Origin of the sequence: Streptomyces sp. AC1-42W, from assembly GCF_003248355.1 — a bacterium.
GTDB lineage: Bacteria > Actinomycetota > Actinomycetes > Streptomycetales > Streptomycetaceae > Streptomyces.
This window is the reverse complement of record NZ_QKWY01000001.1, coordinates 1,322,256-1,338,853: the sequence shown is the minus strand read 5'-3', so window position 1 is coordinate 1,338,853 and position 16,598 is coordinate 1,322,256. Positions and strand designations below refer to the sequence as shown.

The following is a 16,598-nucleotide window of genomic DNA, read 5'->3' as shown; positions in this document are numbered from 1 at the left end:
GGAGAGCCCGCCCCGGCCAGGACAGCCGGGATCGGGCAGGATCGGGACACCGCCACGGAACCTCACCGTGGTCAACTGGCGCAGAACTATCTACGCGATCAGAACCCGACGCCCCCCTGTCCCCGCGCGACTGCGCCGCCCATGCCGCCCCCGCATGCCTCACCGGTCGAAAGCAGTCAGGGTCGTGGAACCGCTGATGGTGGCGGGTGTGGTGTCCTACGGTGTTCGAGGTCGATAGCGAATGCGAACGGGGGGCCATGGCTGAGGGGTCAACGCTGGCGGATCGGATTGCCGATCAGCGGGCCGGGGTGGGTGATCCGCGGGCGTTGCTGGGGGAGTTCCGGCGGGCTGTGGTGTTGGTGCCGTTGGTTGACGGCGGGTTGTGGACTGCGGAGTTCGGCGGGGTGCGCTGGGTGTGCGGGTTCACGGACGAGACGGCACTGGCTCGGTTCGCGCGGGGACGGGCTTCTGTTGACGGCGCTGGGGCGGCTGGGCAGTCGTGGGAGTTCGCGGAGTTGCGGGGAGCGCGGCTGCTGGACGAGATCGTTCCGGCGATGGGGGTGCCGGCGGGCGTCGCGGTGAACATCGCTGATCCCGAGGGGTCCATGTTCTTCCCTCCCGTGGCGGGGATCGTGCCGGACGCCGTTGCCGTCGGCCAGGAAGGCACCGTGGTGGCGCCGAGTGAAGGCATGGGGCGTGGGCTGTGAGCGGTGGCGGTACGGGGGATCTGCACGTTGATCCGGGGAGTGTCCAGAAGATCACCAGTGGGCTGCGCGCGACGGTGGACGAGCTGGGGGAGATCGGTTCCGGTACGGGGGCGGCGCTGGGCAAGGGCGTGTCGGGGCTGTCGATGACCGGTATGGAGGCCGGGCATTACGGGTTGTCGGTGACCTTCGGGGACTTCTGTGAGCGGTGGGAGTGGGGGGTGCGGGCGCTGGTCCAGGACGCCAACGCCATCGCTGCGAAGCTGGGTCTGTCGGCGGGGGTGCTGTGGGAGGAGGAGCGGTACATCGAGGGCACGTTGAAGATCGTGGTCAACGCGGGTGTGGGCAATCCGAACGCGTCCGATGACGACATCGTCAACCAGGGGTGGGGCGAGGTGCTTACCCCGGACTATCTGAGCCCGGATTACAGCGTGGAGTCGTTCGAGCGGGCCGGGGACGAGGCCGGGCAGACCTGGAATGACACCGGTCGGGCGGTGATGACCGAGGGCGTCGGGGGCCTGCACAACGACGTGATGAACAGCCTGCTCGGCCGCGACCAGGAGACCTTCGACCGGGACGTGGACGAAGCGTTCGGCCCTTCCGCCGAGGAGCGGGCCCGGCAGCAGCGGCCTGACGACGGGGGGAACTGATCCATGGGGCTCGGGGATCTTGTCGGCGATCTGACACCGGACTTCATCGAGGATGCCGTCGACGGCGGTAAGAAGTGGGTGGGTGACCGGGTCGAGGACGCCGGGGACTGGACGGCCGACCGGCTGGAGGACGTGGGCTGGGACTCCGGCGCCGACTGGGTGCGCGAACAGTCGCGCTCGGTGGCGAACCGGATGGGCGCCGAGGCCGAGGAGATGGACCTCGGTCAGACGGAGGACAAGAAGAAGCTGATCTATGGCAGCCCGTCCGAGATCCGCTCGACCGCCACGCACCTGAAGAACCTGCGGAGCTCGCTCGACAAGGTCGGCGACGGGCTCAAGGGGCTGGACGCCTCCGAGCTCAAGGGGCAGACGGCGGACGCGTTCCGGGAGTCGGTCTCTGTGGAGCCGCCCCAGTGGTTCAAGGCCGCCGACGCCTTCGAGAAGGCCGCGGGCGCGCTGGATTCGTTCGCCGGCACGGTCGAATGGGCCTAAGGCCAGGCCCAGTTGGCGATCGACAAGTGGAAGGCGGGCACCAAGGCCTCCGAAGAGGCGATGGACGCCCACAAGGAGAGGTGCGACACCTTCAACAAGGCCGTCGACACGTACAACGCCCTGCCCGCCGACAAACGCGACCCGTCCACGCTGCCGCCCCGGCCCGGTGAGTTCACCGACCCGGGCAAGGCGCGCATGGAGGAGGCGCAGCAGCTCCTCGCGGAGGCCCGTACGCAGCGCAACACCGCGGCGGAGACCGCCCGCACCGCGGTGGCCGCCGCACGGGACGCCGCGCCGGCGAAGCCGAAGTACGCCGACCAGGTCGCCGACTGGCTCGCCGAGACTCAGTTGATGAACACCCACTTCGTCGGCGGGGTCGCCAAGGGCACGGCCGGGCTCCTCAACTTCGTGCGCACCGTCAACCCGATGGACCCGTACAACATCACGCACCCCGCCGAGTACGGTCTCGCGCTGAGCAACACCGCCGCCGGGCTCGTCCAGGTCGCCAACGACCCCTGGGGCACGGGCAGGCAGATGGTCACCGAGTTCATGAAGGACCCGGCCGAAGGGCTCGGCCGCCTCGTCCCCGACCTCGTCCTCACCGCCGCGACCGGCGGCGGAGGCGCCGCGGTCAAGGGAGCCAGGACCGCGAAGGAACTCGCCGACCTCGCCCAGGACGCGAACAAGGCCCGCCGCCTCGTCGACGACGCCCCCGAAGGCACCCACAACCGCACCCCCGAGGAACGCACCACCAAGGGCACCGACCCGGTCGACCTCGCCTCCGGCCGCATGTTCCTGCCCCAGACCGATGTGGTCCTGCCCGGCGTGCTGCCGCTCGCCTTCACCCGCCGCGTCGAGTCCGGCTACACCGCAGGCCGCTTCTTCGGCCCCTCCTGGTCCTCCACCGTCGACGAACACCTGGAAATCGACGCCAACGGCGTCATCCACGTCACCGACGACGGCCGCCTCATCCCCTACCCCCACCCCGCCCCAGGACTGGCCACCCGGCCCGAAACCGGCACCTCACGCAGCGTCCTGGAACGCGAGGCGTCCGGCGACTACCGGCTCACCGACCCCGACACCGGCCTCACCCACCACTTCGACGCCCCTCGCGGAACCAGCCCCGGCGAAGACGGCACCGCCTGGCTCGGCGAGATCAGCGACCGCAACAACAACACCATCACCGTCGACCGCACCGACGACGGCACACCCCTCGCACTCGTCCACTCCGCCGGCTACCACCTGAAACTGGCACTGACAGACGGACTCGTCACAAGCCTGGCGCTGCTCGCCCCCACGACGAACGAGAACGGACTGACGCCCGCCGATCCGGGCACGATCATCCCCCTGCGCACCTACGGCTACGTCGACGGCAACCTCACCACCGTCACCAAACCATCCGGCACCGCCCTCACCCTTGCCTACGACGAACGTCGCAGGGTCACGGCCTGGATCGATTCCAACAACAGCCGATACAGCTACGCCTACGACGACCGGGACCGCGTCGTCGCCGAGGGCGGCGTGGCGGGCCACTTCCAGCTCACCCTCGCGTACACCGAACCCGACCCGTCCACGGGCAACCGGACCACTACCCTCACCACCGCCGACGGCCGCTCCACCCATCATCTCGTCGACCGCAGGTGCCGAATCCTCGCCACCACCGACCCATTGGGCAACACCACCCGCAACACCTTCGACGCCCACGGGAACCGCCTGACCCACACCGACGCACTGGGACACACCACGATGTTCTCCTACGACGAAGAGAGCAGACCTGTCGGTGTCAGGCGGGCGGATGGCACCGAGCTGCGGGCTCAACGGGATGCATCGGGCCTCATCACCACGCTCACCCATGCGGACGGCAGTCGATGGCGTCAGGAATTCGATGAACGTGGCAACCGCACCGCACTGACCGACCCAACCGGCCGCATCACTTCCTACTCGTACGACACCTACGGTCGGCTGGTCTCTCTCACCGAGGCGGACGGAGCTACGACCGAAGTGCTTCATGACCCCGCAGGGCTTCCGATCCGAGTCACCGACTCGCTCGGCGCCACCACACACTTCCAATTCGATGTCTTCGGCCGTCTGGTCCACATCACGGACCCACTGGGGTCCGAGACCGTGTGCCAGTGGACGCTTGACGGTGAGCTTGCCAGCCGTACGCGCCCCGACGGCGCAACGGAATCGTGGACATATGACGGCGAGGGCAACCGCACCAGTTACACCGACCCTATGGGGCGGTCCACTCACTTCGAATACACCGACTTCGACCTCCTCACCACCCGCACAGATCCTGACGGAGCGCGCTACGCGTTCCAGCACGACAGTGAACTCCGTGTCACCCATGTCACTAATCCTCATGGGCTGATCTGGACGTACACCTACGACTCCGCCGGTGAGCTCATATCGGAAACGGACTTCGATGGCCGCACCTATACCTATACACGTGACCCAATAGGGCAGGTGATAGCCCGTACGAACCCGCTTGGCGAGTGCGTTGCTTACGAGCACGACGCACTGGGTCGCGTCATCCGTAAAACCTCCGCCGGCAAGGAAACGACCTACGTCTACGACGACGCGGGGCGCCTGGTCCGGGCTGTCGGTCCGGACGGCGAACTGACCCACCAATACGACCGGAGTGGACGCCTCCGAACAACGATGGCTGACGGGCACGTCATGACCTTCGCGTATGACACTCTTGGCCGCCGTGCGCAACGTGTGACGCCCACTGGCCGGTCCACCAGCTACGGCTACGATGCTGCCGGCAGACTCGCTCGTCTGAACGCGGGCACCCAACGCATCAACTTCACCCTTGATGCGGCAGGCCGCGAACTGACACGCGCATTCGGCGACACAATGACCCTCACCTCGACCTTCGACAAGGCCGGCCAGCTCTCCGCTGAGCAGCTGACCCACGGCGGGCGCGCTCTGGTCAGCCGCACCTACAACTACCAGCTCGACGGACATCTCACAGACCTCAACGACACTCTGCGTGGGCGTCGGCATTTCGATCTTGACGCGGTCGGTCGAGTCACCAAGGTCACTGCTGCGAACTGGACGGAGACGTACACCTACGACGGCGCTGGTAATCAGACGACCGCCTCATGGCCGGCTTCTCATCCCGGCAGCGAAGCCACCGGGCCCCGTGCGTACGTCGGCACGACCATCACGCGCGCCGGAAGGGTCCGCTACGAGCACGATGCTCTTGGTCGCATCACCCTGCGACAGAAGACCCGCCTCTCCAGGAGACCCGACACCTGGCGATACTCGTGGGACGCCGAGGACCGTCTCATCGCCGTCATTACACCGGATGGGACACAATGGCGTTACCGGTATGACCCGCTGGGTCGGCGCACCGCCAAGCAACGCCTTGGCGACGACGGATTGACCGTCGTCGAGGAAACCCGCTTCACCTGGGATGACACTACCCTCTGCGAGCAGACGACCACGTCCCCGAGCCTCCCCCGCCCGGTCGTTCTGACCTGGGACCACCAGGGCACACGCCCCATGGCCCAGCACGAACGCATCATTGCTGCGGAGACCGATCCATCGACGACAAACGAACGCTTCTTCGCGATCACCACGGACTTGATTGGTGCTCCCGCCGAACTCGTTGACGAGTTCGGAAATCTCGCCTGGCGCTCTCAGGCAACACTCTGGGGCACCACCGCCTGGGGAAAAACCAATACCGCTTATACCCCACTCCGTTTTCCCGGCCAATACCACGACCCCGAGACCGGCCTCCACTACAATCTCAACCGACACTACGATCCCGAGACTGCTCGCTATCTCACCCCGGATCCCCTCGGCCTCATACCGGCACCCAACACTTTCACCTATGTTCACAACCCCCATTCGTCATCCGACCCACTCGGCCTCGCCCCCTGCCCTCGCCGCGGCTGGGAAGAGAAAGCAGATTTCTCGAACCAGAAAGTAATGAGCAAGAAGTTTCATGCACATGGCGACGATTTCCTGGACGCGAAAGGAAATCTGAATGGAGCAAACCTGAAGCGATTCGAAGAAAGTATGCGCTCCCACATGACCGCAGATGGGACTAAGATTTACCGCTTTGATTACAGAGGTCAGGGGCAAGCCGTGGGATTCATTAATCCAACCACGCAAAAAATGGTCATGCTCCACGCGGACGGAAGATTTTGGTCGGCCTGGAATTTGGGAGACAAGCAATTTAAAGACATCATCGACAAGGGATTCCTTTGGTGACTGATTACAGCATTCCGAGCGAAGCGAACTCCGATCAGCCGGGGATTTTGTCCAGCATCGGGGATTACAACTCGGCCTGGCTGGCCGTCGGCCCCAAACTCGTCGTTCCGGTGCCCGCCGGCTCGCGCGTGGACGACGCTCTGGTCCAACGCATCATTGAAGGCTGCCACACGGGAGGAGCAGACGCTGTACTAGTGATGGCGATTGGTTCCGAAACGGCTAGCCGAACCTGGCGTCTGCTCGCACCGGACGTAGCGGCATCAGAATTGGATGGAGTCACTCCCCCTCTCCTCCTTGCCTCATCGGACCGGCAGGGTGCGATTCTTTTCCCCCGCCCTGGTTACGTGCTAGTGGCAGGAACAGCAGGATTCCTCAAGGGCGCCGTCCCGGAAGGAGTGGACGGAGGGCGAGCCCGCTTCGGACGATACGCCCGTGCTGCAGCCAAACGGTGGCCTGACCTCAAGGACATCTCGCAGTCATTTCCTTCCCGCCACATTGCCTGGGCCCGCGCGCGGGAAATTCCCGCCGGAACAAGCGCTGCTCGTCAGGTGAAACTAATGCAGGCCTTCACCGTGGGGTCCATCAGCGGAGCGGACTTCGCCCGCGAATGGCTGGACGCCCGCCGCGCATCCCAGAACAACGGCGAGAGGCTTCGCGACCCACTCCTCACGGCCTTCGATCAGATCTTCTCTCTATTGGAGGACTATTCCATCGATCCGGCCCTCAAAGATCCTGACGACCTATCGGATGAAGAGCTGACAGATGCGGTACGGAAAGTCATGGAGCGTACCGATGGAATTTGATGATCTACGGCGTCCACCTACCTTCGGAAGCTCATGACGACCTTGGAGTCAACCGAATCAACTGGGCCACCGGCGAGGTCGCACGAAAAGCGCGTCCGTGACCTGGGCGTACCGGCCCGATGGCTGGCCGGCGACGAGGACTACGGGCTTCCTGCCGAGGACGGGCTCTACTTCGCCGACGGGCGCGCGTACGACGTCGCCCTCGCCCCCGGCACGCCTGCGCGCCTCACCGTACTCGACCCCTTCGACGTCGACGCGATACTGGCGGACGATCCGTCCTGGGTGACCTCGGTCGACGGGCTCGCCTCCGTGGGCCTAGGGGACGGGGGGTTCCTGTGGGGCGGCGAGGGCACGATGGGCGCGGACGGGTTCGTCGCCCGGCTGACCGCCGACCGCAAGCTGGTCTGGGCGGTGTTCTTCGCGGACTCCAATCCGTTCGACCGGATCCGGGTGTCAGGGAACGTCGCCACGTTCCACTCGACCGCGGGGTTCGAGCTCGCCGTCGACATCGACGATCCCCGGAACCCGGTCTCCCGGGTCAGCGACGGTCCTCCGGACGCCCCGGCATCCACTGGTTGATCGGGTCACGCAGGCCGATCAGCTTGTCCCGGTCGGCCTCCAGACCAGCCCCTGCCGCGCGGGATCAGCCCGTGATCAGGTTCTGGAGCGCGGGGGCGTAGAGGTTCGCGATGTGGTTCGGGGTCGCGGCGGCTCCGGCGCCCTCGCGGTGCAGGCTCAGGGTGGCGCCGAGGCCCAGCAGGTGGCCGGCCAGGAGCTCGGCGCGCAGGGCGCGGTCGTCGCCGGGGAGGCGGGCGGTGAGCGCGTCGGTGACCTGTTCCTGGAACCGGTCGCGGAGCAGGGAGCGTTCGTCCTGGTTGCCGAGCGAGAAGACGACGCGCAGCAGCGGGTCGGAGTGGAGCGCGCGGCGGTGGGTGATCAGGGTGACGACCATGTGCCGGCCCAGGGCGTCGAGCGGGGCGTCGAGGAGGAGGGCCGCGGCCGGTCCGAAGTCGGCGACGGTGTTGAAGAGTTCCTCCTTGCGGCCGAAGTGCTTGACGACGAGTGAGGGGCTGACGCCGGCGTCCGCCGCGATGCCCCTGATCGTCACCTCCGCGTACGGGCGCTGGGTGAACGCCCGGCGGGCGGCCCGGAGGATCGCGTCGCGTCCCGTGCCGGTGTCCGCGGCCGGGGTCGCCGCGACGGCCTGGCCACCACCGGTCATGCGCCCTCCTGGATCTCCGCCGGCCGCGCACCGCCCTTCCGGGTGCCCGGCGCCTTGCGGCTCTCCTCGACCGTACCCGTACCGGTGGGCCTGCCGCCCGGCAGCAGGAGGGTGACGGCCAGGGCGGCGAGGGCGGCGCCCCCGGCGATGACGAAGACCAGCTGGTACGCGTACAGGGTGGGGGCGGTGCGGCCGCCGGCCCGGAAGGTGATGTTGGCCAGGACGGCGGCGACGGTGGCGCTGCAGAACGCCTGGCCGATCGAGCGCATCAGGGTGTTGAGCCCATTGGCCGCGCCGGTCTCGCTGACCGGGACGCCGCGCATCACCAGGGCGGGCAGCGCCGAGTAGGCGATGGCGGTGCCGGCGGAGACGACGGTGGCGCCGGCGATGATGAGCCACAGGCTGTGGCTGGTGAAGTACCGCACCCCGTAGCCGGCGGCGATGATCCCGGCCGCGAGGGCCAGGCTGACCTTGGGGCCGTGCTTGGCGGAGATCCGGGCGGACACGGGCGAGAGCGCCACCATGGACAGCCCGCCCGGCAGCAGGCACAGTCCGCTGACGACGATCGAGGCGCCGAGCCCGTAGCCGGTGGCCTTGGGTTCCTGCACCATCTGGGCGGTGACCAGCGAGTTCGCGTAGAAGGCGAAGCCGATGAGCAGGGCGGCGATGTTGGTGAACAGGACCGCCGGGCGGGCCGAGATCCGCAGGTCGACCATGGGCGTCGGGACGCGGAGTTCGTACGCGCCCCAGATCAGTCCCACGACGACGGCCGCCACGAGCAGTCCGAGCGTCCGGCCGGACGTCCAGCCCCAGGCGCCGCCCTGGGTGACCGCGAGCAGCAGGCAGACCAGCGCGCCGGACAGGCCGAGCGCGCCGAGCGCGTCGAAGCGGCCCCGGGTGCGCAGCGGGGACTCGGGGACGCAGGCCAGCACGAGCGCGATGTCGATGAGGCCGATGACGCCGGAGACCCAGAACATGGTGTGCCAGTCGTAGTTCTCGACGACCAGCGCGGCGATCGGCAGGCCGACGGCGGCGCCGATGCCGAGGGTGGAGCTCATCAGCGCGACGGCGGACAGGACGCGCTCGGGCGGCAGTTCGTCGCGCAGGATGCTGATGCCGAGCGGGACGACGGCGATGGCGGCGCCCTGGAGGGCGCGGCCGGTGATCAGTACGCCGATGTGGGAACTGGCCCCGCACAGGACCGAGCCCACCACGAGCACGGTGAGCGAGGCGACGAGCACCCGCCGCTTGCCGTACATGTCGCCGACCCGGCCGAGGACGGGGGTGAAGACGGCGCCGGTGAGGAGGGTGACGGTGACCAGCCAGCTCGCGGCGGCCGGGGTGGCGCCGGTGAGCGCGGGGATGTGCGGGAGGAGGGGGACGACGATCGTCTGCATGACCGCGACGACGACCCCGCAGAAGGCCAGCACGCCCACCGCGAAGCGCGGGTGCGGGGCCTGGGTCGCGGGGGTGGCGGGGGCGGGTATCTCCGCGGGCATGATTCTCCGTTGCGGGCTCGGCGGGGCGCGTCCTGCGCGCGGTGCGCACGGTGGCGCGGGGCACGGACAGGGGGTGCACAGGCGTTCACCTCCAGGGTAAACACGTGTGCACCCCCTGGGCGACGGGAATGCCGAAGCGCGAGTTAGCCTCGATCCGGGCGCCGGTGCGGTGCTAGGCGCGGGGCGCGTGTTCGTACGCGCCGGGGCGCGCCCCTGACGTGGACGTAGGCGGAGGTGGCTGTGATGGCGAAGGTACCGGCGGCGGCAGTGGCGGCGGGCGGACTGGTCGGCGGTTACGCCGTCGCGCGGTGGACCCGCAAGCGGCCGCTGGGCGGGGTCGCGCTCGCGGCGGCGGGCGGCGTCGCCGCGTACGAGTGGAACCGGCAGGCCGGTCCGCGCGCGGCGGTCGCGCTGACCACCGCGTACGTCGCCGCGTTCGCGGGCTCCCACCCGCTGGCCAGGAAGGTCGGCGCCTGGCCCGCCGTCTTCTCGGTGGCCGGAACCGTCGCCGCCGCCTCCTGGGCCGTCACCCGCCGGGCCTCCTGACCCGTACCGGAACGCACGGCTCCCGGCGCGCCGCGTGGACGGCGGCGCGCCGCTACCCCCAGAACACCTGCGACACCGAGTAGATCGCCAGGCCCGCCAGGGCGCCCACCACCGTGCCGTTGATGCGGATGAACTGCAGGTCGCGGCCGATGTGGGCCTCGATCTTGCGGGAGGTCTGGTCGGCGTCCCAGCCGGCCACGGTGTCGCTGATCAGTGAGGTGATCTCCGCCCGGTACGTCGTCACGACGTACACCGCGGCGTCCTCCAGCCAGCCCTCCAGCTTCGCCCGCAGCCGGTCGTCCGACGCCAGCCTGGCACCCAGCGACATCAGCGAGGCGCGGGCGCGCAGCCGCAGCTCGCTGCGCTCGTCCTCCGCCGCCGCCATCACCATCGCCCGCACCGAAGCCCAGGCGGAGGCGATGACGTCCTGGACCTCGCCGCGCCCCAGGATCTCCGACTTCAGCCGCTCCACCCGCTCCCGGGTCTCCGAGTCGGAGCTCAGATCGGCCGCGAAGTCCGACAGGAACGTGTCGATGGAGTGGCGCGCCGGGTGGCCCGGCATGTCCCGCATCTCGGTGACGAAGCGCAGCAGCTCCTTGTAGACCCGCTCCCCGACCCGCTTGTCCACGAACCGGGGCGTCCAGCCGGGCGCCCCGCCCTGCACCGCGTCCATCACGGAGTCCCCGTGCAGCACGAGCCAGTCGTGGGCGCGGGCGCAGACCAGGTCCACGAGCTTGCGGTGCCCGCCGTCCGCGACGATCTTCTCCAGCATCCGGCCCAGCCCGGGGCCGATCTCCACGGCGTTGGCCCGGCGGGTGATCGCCTCGCCGACGACGGCCTGCACATCCGCGTCCCGCAGCACGGTCAGCGCCCCGCGCAGCACGGTCGCCAGCTCCGCCGTCACCCGGTCCGCGTGGTCCGGTTCGGCGAGCCAGCCGCCGACCCGGCGGCCGATGCCCAGGGAGTGAATCCGGTCACGAACGACGTCCCCGGAGAGAAAGTTCTCGCCGACGAAGGAACCGAGGGACGCCCCGAGCTGGTCCTTCTTGGTGGGAATGATGGCGGTGTGCGGAATCGGCAGACCGAGCGGACGCTTGAAGAGGGCCGTGACGGCGAACCAGTCGGCCAGCGCACCCACCATGCCCGCCTCGGCGGCCGCCGCGACGAAGCCCGGCCAGCCGCTCACCCCCTCGTTCTTCGCCCAGGTGGCGAGGACGTACACGAGCGCGACCAGCAGAAGGAGGCCGGTGGCCGTGGTCTTCATCCGGCGTACGCCACGACGCTTCTCCTCGTCCGCCTCGGTGTACGCGAACGAGGCGAGGCCCGCGGGGCGCTCCCGCGCGCCCTCGTCCCGCCGCTTCCCGCCGGGCCCGGGGGGCAGCTCGCCCCGCGCGGCCCGCCCGGTCCCATCGATCCGTTCCATCCGCTCCACCCGTCCGCGTCAGCGCGGCACCCCGCGCCCCCTACGCATTGTGCCTACCTGAGCCTAGGTCCTTCCTGCAGCTCCCCCGCGGCGTCGCAGCGCCCGGTGCCGCCGCCTCCGGCGTTGTCGTCACTCGCCGACGCTCCGCGTCGACTCCTTCCTCCGCCTTGGATTCGACGACACCGGACACCGCTCCTTCACCCGCGCTGGAGCTTCAGGAAGGACCTACTCCCGAACCGCACGCCGAGTTCCCCGCGCGCGCTGCCTCATCATGGGAGCAGGCCACCGGCCCGCCTCCCCCGTTCCGCAAGGAGACACACCGTCCATGCCCAGGCGCCAGGGTCTCGCCCTGCTCATAGCCCTGCTGGCGGGCACCGCCGCGCTCGCCGCGGCCGTGGCGTTCGCCGGTTCGCTGCTGTTCACCGGGCCACGGGCGACCGCCGCCGCCTCCACCGCGCCGCAGGGCGCGGCCAAGGCCCCGGCCGCCCCGGCGCACTCCTCCGGGCACTGGCTCGCCACCTGGGCGGCGGCCCCCGTCACGGGCGTGGCCGACCCGGCGCAGGAGGGGGACCAGAGCCGGCGGATCATCCGTAACGTCGTGCACACCAGCATCGGCGGCTCCGAGGCCCGCGTCACCCTGTCCAACCTGTTCGGTACGCGGCCCCTGCTCGTCGACCACGTCACCGTGAACACCCGCCCGGTGACATTCGGCGGGGCCGGGTCCGCCACGATCGCGGCCGGCGGGCAGACCGTCAGCGACGCCGTCGCCGTCCCGGTCGGCGCCGACGCGGACCTCGTGGTCGCCCTGCGCACCCCGACCGCGGACGGGCCGGTCACCGCGCACCCCAACAGCCACCAGACCTCGTACACCGAGGACGAGCGCGGCACCTGGAGCACCACGCAGTGGCGCTACCTCACCGCCGTGGACGTGCGGGGCGGCGGCACGGCGGCCAACACGACGATCGTCGCGTTCGGCGACTCGCTCACCGCGGGCTCCGGCTCCACCACCGACGCCGACGCCCGCTGGCCCGACGTGCTCGCCGACCGGCTGCACGGCCGGTACGCGGTCGTCAACCAGGGCATCGGCGGCAACCGGCTGCTGCTCGACGAGACCGGGCCACGCGCCCTGGACCGCTTCGACCGGGACGTCCTCGGCGTCTCCGGCGTGAAGACGGTCGTCATCGCGCTCGGCATCAACGACGTGCAGGCGCTCCCCAGGGAGACCGACCCCGCGCGGATCACCGCCGCCCTGCGCGAACTCACCGACCGGGCCCACGCACGCGGCCTGCGGGTCATCGGCGCGACCCTCATGCCGTACGGCGGCTGGCGCAACTGGACGGCCGACGGGGAGCGGGTGCGCCAGGCCGTCAACACGGAGATCCGGTCGGGCGGCGTCTTCGACGAGGTCCTCGACTTCGACGCGTCCCTGCGCGACCCGGCCGACCCGCGGCGGCTGCGCGCGGAGTACGACTCCGGCGACCATCTGCACCTGAACGACGCGGGTTACGCGCGCCTGGCCGCCCTCCCGGACCTCGGCACGCTGCTCGCCACCAGGCCGACGACGGACGCCCTCTGAGACGGCCGGGCCGCCGGAGAAGGGGCCGGGGTCAGCGGTCCTCGCCCTTCTCCAGGCGGCCCCGCTCGCGCCGCGCCTCGCGCAGCCGCTGCTTCTCCGCCTTGCTGCGCTTGTGCTCCACCCCGACGCCGCCCATCAGCGCGAAGCCGGTGATCCGGACGCGGGGCGCGTCCGGGGCGGGGACCGACTCGTCCCTCGCGTCCTCGCCGAACCCGCCCATGATGCCGACGCCCCGCACGTCCACGTTCAGGTCCGGCGGGACCGTCACCTGGATGCCGCCCATGATCGTGAAGCAGCGGATCACGGTCTCGCGGTCCTCGAAGTTCGCCTCGCGCAGGTCGATCTCGCCGCCGCCCCACATCGCGAACGCGGTGAAGACCTTGCCGACCGTCCAGTTGCCCCGGCGCCGGAACCCGCCCCAGAACGCGAACGCGCCGCCCGAGGTGGCCGGCTTGCCGACGCGCTCCGCCCAGCGGGCCGCCGAACCGGTCCGGGGCCGTACCGCGGCCGGGGCCGGCGCGGGCGCGCCGACGGCCGGCAGGTCGCGGACGAGCGGTTCCAGCTCCCCGTGCGTACGGGCCTTGTACGCGCTGTCCAGACGCTGCTCGAACTCCTCCATCTCCAGCCGGCCCTCGGCGACCGCCTCACGCAGGATCTCGGCAACTCGTTCACGCTCGGCGTCGGAGGCCCGCATATCCGGAAGTTCGCTTGTCATACCCCGCAGCCTATTGAACGCACCCGCTCACGTCACCGGCCTACGGAGCGGTGGCCGACGCGTACATCCGGGCGATGACGGCCTCGATGTCGGGCTCCCGCACCGAGAGGTCCACCAACGGGTACTCCGCGGCGATCCGCGCCACCAGCGGGGCCGCCGACGCGGAGGCCGGGAAGGCCAGCCACTGGCGCGGCCCCTCCACCTTCACCGTCCGCACACCGGGCTCCGACTCCAGGCGGATCGGCGGGAGTTCGCGCTCCAGGTCGACCACCAGGGTGCGTTCGCTCTCCCCCACCTCGTGCAGCCCGGCCAGACCGCCGTCGTACATCAGCCGGCCGTGGTCGATCACCATCACCCGGCTGCACAGCTGCTCGATGTCCGTGAGGTCATGGGTGGTCAGCAGCACCGTCGTACCGCGCTCGGCGTTCAGGTCCCGCAGGAAGCCGCGCACCTTGGCCTTGGAGACCACGTCGAGGCCGATCGTCGGCTCGTCCAGGTACAGCACCTCCGGGTCGTGCAGCAGCGCCGCCGCGATGTCCCCGCGCATCCGCTGCCCCAGCGACAACTGACGCACCGGCACGTCCAGCAGCTCGCCCAGGTCCAGGAGTTCGACGCACCGGTTCAGATTGGCGCGGAAGCGCGCGTCGGGCACCCGGTACATGCGGTGCATCAGCCGGTACGAGTCGCGCAGCGGCAGGTCCCACCACAGCGTCGTGCGCTGCCCGAAGACCACACCGATGCGGTGCGCCAGCCGCGTACGCTCCCGCGAGGGGTCGATGCCCGCGACCCGCAGGGAGCCGCCGGTCGGGGTGAGGATGCCTGTCAGCATCTTGATCGTCGTGGACTTCCCGGCTCCGTTCGGCCCGATGTAGCCGACCATCTCGCCGCGCTCCACCCGGAAGCTGATCCCGTCGACCGCCCGCACCTGGCGGCGTTCGCCGCGCAGGAAGCCGGTCCTGCGCCGGACGTCGAAGACCTTCTCCAGCCCGTCCAGCTCGATGAAGGCAGGCCCGCCGCCCGTGCCCGTACCCATGCCGTTTCCTCTCCCGTCCCGGTTCAACTTCCCGTACTGCGGTACGACCGCAGCCCCCTGCGCCACGCGAGCCCCGCCGCCGTCGCGCACACCGCCGCCACGACCGGCGGCAGGAACGCCACCCCGTCCGGCAGCCCCAGCGGCAGCGGCCTGTCCAGCAGATACAGCGCGGGCAGCCAGTTCACGAAGGCCAGCGGCACCACGAACGTCACGCCGCGCACCAGGTCCTGCGCGAACACCGTCGGCGGGTACTGGAGCAGCGTGTTCCCGCCGTACGTGAACGAGTTCTGCACCTGCGAGGCGTCCTGCGCGACGAACTGGAACGCGCCCCCCGCCACGAACAGCGAACCGAAGATCACCGCCCCGCTCAGCAGCATCAGCGGCAGCACCGGCACCTTGACCGCGGTCCAGTCGATGTCCGCGGCCACCAGGCCGTAGCCGAGGACCAGCAGCCCCTGGGTCACCCGGCCAAGACGGCGCAGCGCGAACCGGTCGGCCGCCACCTGCGCCAGGACCGGAACGGGCCGCACCAGCAGCGTGTCCAGCGTGCCGTCGCGGACCCGGCGGCCCAGCCGGTCCATCGACCCCATCAGCAGGTCCGCCAGGCCGAACGCCGTCCCCGACGCCCCGTACAGCAGTGCGATCTCCGGGAGCGTGTAGCCGCCCAGCGCGTCGACGTGCGCGAACATCAGCAGGATCGTCACGAAGTCGAACGCCGTCGCCACGAAGTTCCCGAACGCCGTCATCAGGAACGACGCCCGGTACGCCATCGTCGAGCGCAGCCACATCGCGACGATCAGGCCGTACGCCCGGACCCCCTCGACCAGCCGGGACCTCGGTTCGTACGCCGTCACCGGCGCCGGCTCCACCGCGGCCTCGGCCGCCTCGGCCACGTCAGCCACCCTGGACCACCACCCTCCGCGTCGCCGCCGACTGCACCAGCCGCCCCAGGAGCAGCAACACCGCGGCCCAGGACGCCTGGAACGCGTACACCCGCACCAGGCCCCAGCCCGTGTGCTTCCCCAGGAACACATCGGCCGGCAGCTGGAGCAGCGCCGACCACGGCAGCGCCCGCGCCACCTCGCCCAGCAGCCCCGGGAACAGGCTCAGCGGCAGCAGCATCCCGGTGAAGAACAGCCCGGCCAGGAACGCGATCTGCGCCGCGCCCGCCCCGTCCATCAGCCAGAAGGCGGACAGCGCCACCAGATAGCGGATCGCGAAGCTCACCACCACGCCGAGCGCCACCGCCACCAGGAACGCCAGCCAGGGGCCGGGGGACCCCGGAAGCGCCAGGTCGAAGGCGAGCGCGCCGAGCACCATCGGCACGATGCCGCGCCCCAGCAGATGGAAGGCCGCCCGCCCCAAGTCCTGCGCCAGCCACCACAGCTGGAGGTCGACCGGCCGGTAGAGGTCCACCGCGATGTCGCCCGTGCGGATGCGCTCGATCAGCTCGTCCTCGAAGCCGCCGCCCATCATCACGCAGGTCATCAGCAGGGCCTGGCCCAGCCAGACGAAGGTGAGGGCCTGCGGCATGTCGTAACCGCCCAGGTGGGGCCGCTCGTCCCACAACGCCCGGTAGGTGTAGGCGAGGATGAAGCCGAAGACGGTGTTGGTGAACACCCCCGCCGCCGTCTCGATCCGATAGGTGGCATAACGGCGGAAACCACCCGCCGCGACCACCGCGTAGACCCGCACAGCAACCGCCTCCCCG

Annotated in this window: 13 protein-coding genes and 1 pseudogene; 7 read left to right on the top strand and 7 right to left on the bottom strand. The window is 70.0% G+C overall.

Going from position 1 to position 16,598, the window contains the following annotated elements; genetic code table 11:
* Nucleotides 1-257: 257 nt before the first annotated feature.
* The 5 genes and pseudogenes from DNK56_RS06110 to DNK56_RS06090 all read left to right on the top strand — a co-directional run bounded on the left by DNK56_RS06110 (nucleotide 258) and on the right by DNK56_RS06090 (nucleotide 7,452).
* A complete protein-coding gene (locus DNK56_RS06110) occupies nucleotides 258-707 on the top strand; it encodes a hypothetical protein (protein ID WP_111335519.1) in 450 nt (149 codons plus the stop codon).
* Complete coding sequence (locus DNK56_RS06105; protein WP_111331166.1) at nucleotides 704-1,354, top strand: hypothetical protein; 651 nt, start codon at nucleotides 704-706, stop codon at nucleotides 1,352-1,354. Before DNK56_RS06110 ends, DNK56_RS06105 begins: the two co-directional genes overlap by 4 nt.
* A 3-nt stretch (nucleotides 1,355-1,357) precedes the next feature.
* Nucleotides 1,358-6,070: pseudogene (locus DNK56_RS06100) on the top strand (putative T7SS-secreted protein).
* Nucleotides 6,067-6,873: a colicin immunity domain-containing protein gene (locus tag DNK56_RS06095; RefSeq protein ID WP_241989776.1), complete on the top strand. Its 807-nt coding sequence runs from the start codon at nucleotides 6,067-6,069 to the stop codon at nucleotides 6,871-6,873. Before DNK56_RS06100 ends, DNK56_RS06095 begins: the two are co-directional and overlap by 4 nt.
* A 33-nt stretch (nucleotides 6,874-6,906) precedes the next feature.
* A complete protein-coding gene (locus tag DNK56_RS06090; RefSeq protein WP_241989775.1) occupies nucleotides 6,907-7,452 on the top strand; it encodes a hypothetical protein in 546 nt (181 codons plus the stop codon).
* Nucleotides 7,453-7,516: 64 nt separating this feature from the next.
* On the opposite strand, the gene DNK56_RS06085 is transcribed toward DNK56_RS06090, so the two are convergent.
* A complete protein-coding gene (locus DNK56_RS06085) occupies nucleotides 7,517-8,095 on the bottom strand; it encodes a TetR/AcrR family transcriptional regulator (protein WP_111331164.1) in 579 nt (192 codons plus the stop codon).
* Nucleotides 8,092-9,594, bottom strand: coding sequence for an MFS transporter (locus tag DNK56_RS06080; RefSeq protein ID WP_111331162.1), 1,503 nt, complete (start codon nucleotides 9,592-9,594; stop codon nucleotides 8,092-8,094). The genes DNK56_RS06085 and DNK56_RS06080 overlap by 4 nt, the downstream gene beginning before the upstream one ends.
* Nucleotides 9,595-9,837: 243 nt before the next feature.
* Between DNK56_RS06080 and DNK56_RS06075 the strand changes: the two genes are divergently transcribed.
* Nucleotides 9,838-10,140 (top strand): hypothetical protein, encoded by a 303-nt coding sequence (locus tag DNK56_RS06075; protein WP_111331160.1) that lies wholly within the window; start codon nucleotides 9,838-9,840, stop codon nucleotides 10,138-10,140.
* A 52-nt stretch (nucleotides 10,141-10,192) separates the two neighbouring features.
* On the opposite strand, the gene DNK56_RS06070 is transcribed toward DNK56_RS06075, so the two are convergent.
* The gene (locus DNK56_RS06070) at nucleotides 10,193-11,404 is read right to left on the bottom strand and encodes a DUF445 domain-containing protein (protein WP_111335513.1); all 1,212 of its coding nucleotides are present in this window, start codon (nucleotides 11,402-11,404) and stop codon (nucleotides 10,193-10,195) included.
* Nucleotides 11,405-11,888: 484 nt separating this feature from the next.
* On the opposite strand from DNK56_RS06070, the gene DNK56_RS06065 reads away from it, so the two are divergent.
* Nucleotides 11,889-13,139: an SGNH/GDSL hydrolase family protein gene (locus DNK56_RS06065; protein WP_111331158.1), complete on the top strand. Its 1,251-nt coding sequence runs from the start codon at nucleotides 11,889-11,891 to the stop codon at nucleotides 13,137-13,139.
* 31 nt (nucleotides 13,140-13,170) lie between these two features.
* On the opposite strand, the gene DNK56_RS06060 is transcribed toward DNK56_RS06065, so the two are convergent.
* From DNK56_RS06060 to DNK56_RS06045, 4 genes are all read right to left on the bottom strand, one after another.
* Nucleotides 13,171-13,833 carry a DUF1707 SHOCT-like domain-containing protein gene (locus tag DNK56_RS06060; RefSeq protein ID WP_111331156.1) on the bottom strand — a complete coding sequence of 221 codons (663 nt, stop codon included), beginning with the start codon at nucleotides 13,831-13,833 and terminating at the stop codon, nucleotides 13,171-13,173.
* Nucleotides 13,834-13,894: 61 nt separating this feature from the next.
* Nucleotides 13,895-14,887 (bottom strand): ABC transporter ATP-binding protein, encoded by a 993-nt coding sequence (locus DNK56_RS06055; RefSeq protein ID WP_111331154.1) that lies wholly within the window; start codon nucleotides 14,885-14,887, stop codon nucleotides 13,895-13,897.
* Nucleotides 14,888-14,910: 23 nt separating this feature from the next.
* Nucleotides 14,911-15,780: an ABC transporter permease gene (locus DNK56_RS06050; RefSeq protein ID WP_199563932.1), complete on the bottom strand. Its 870-nt coding sequence runs from the start codon at nucleotides 15,778-15,780 to the stop codon at nucleotides 14,911-14,913.
* A gap of 1 nt (nucleotide 15,781) precedes the next feature.
* Nucleotides 15,782-16,582 (bottom strand): ABC transporter permease, encoded by an 801-nt coding sequence (locus tag DNK56_RS06045; protein WP_111331152.1) that lies wholly within the window; start codon nucleotides 16,580-16,582, stop codon nucleotides 15,782-15,784.
* Nucleotides 16,583-16,598 lie beyond the last annotated feature (16 nt).

Excerpts from the sequence above, each read along its gene's own strand:
- DNK56_RS06110 (WP_111335519.1), top strand. The coding sequence starts at position 258 with ATGGCTGAGGGGTCAACGCTGGCGGATCGGATTGCCGATCAGCGGGCC.
- DNK56_RS06090 (WP_241989775.1), top strand. The coding sequence starts at position 6,907 with ATGACGACCTTGGAGTCAACCGAATCAACTGGGCCACCGGCGAGGTCG.
- DNK56_RS06085 (WP_111331164.1), bottom strand. The coding sequence starts at position 8,095 with ATGACCGGTGGTGGCCAGGCCGTCGCGGCGACCCCGGCCGCGGACACC.
- DNK56_RS06080 (WP_111331162.1), bottom strand. The coding sequence starts at position 9,594 with ATGCCCGCGGAGATACCCGCCCCCGCCACCCCCGCGACCCAGGCCCCG.
- DNK56_RS06075 (WP_111331160.1), top strand. The coding sequence starts at position 9,838 with ATGGCGAAGGTACCGGCGGCGGCAGTGGCGGCGGGCGGACTGGTCGGC.
- DNK56_RS06070 (WP_111335513.1), bottom strand. The coding sequence starts at position 11,404 with ATGAAGACCACGGCCACCGGCCTCCTTCTGCTGGTCGCGCTCGTGTAC.
- DNK56_RS06065 (WP_111331158.1), top strand. The coding sequence starts at position 11,889 with ATGCCCAGGCGCCAGGGTCTCGCCCTGCTCATAGCCCTGCTGGCGGGC.
- DNK56_RS06060 (WP_111331156.1), bottom strand. The coding sequence starts at position 13,833 with ATGCGGGCCTCCGACGCCGAGCGTGAACGAGTTGCCGAGATCCTGCGT.
- DNK56_RS06055 (WP_111331154.1), bottom strand. The coding sequence starts at position 14,887 with ATGGGTACGGGCACGGGCGGCGGGCCTGCCTTCATCGAGCTGGACGGG.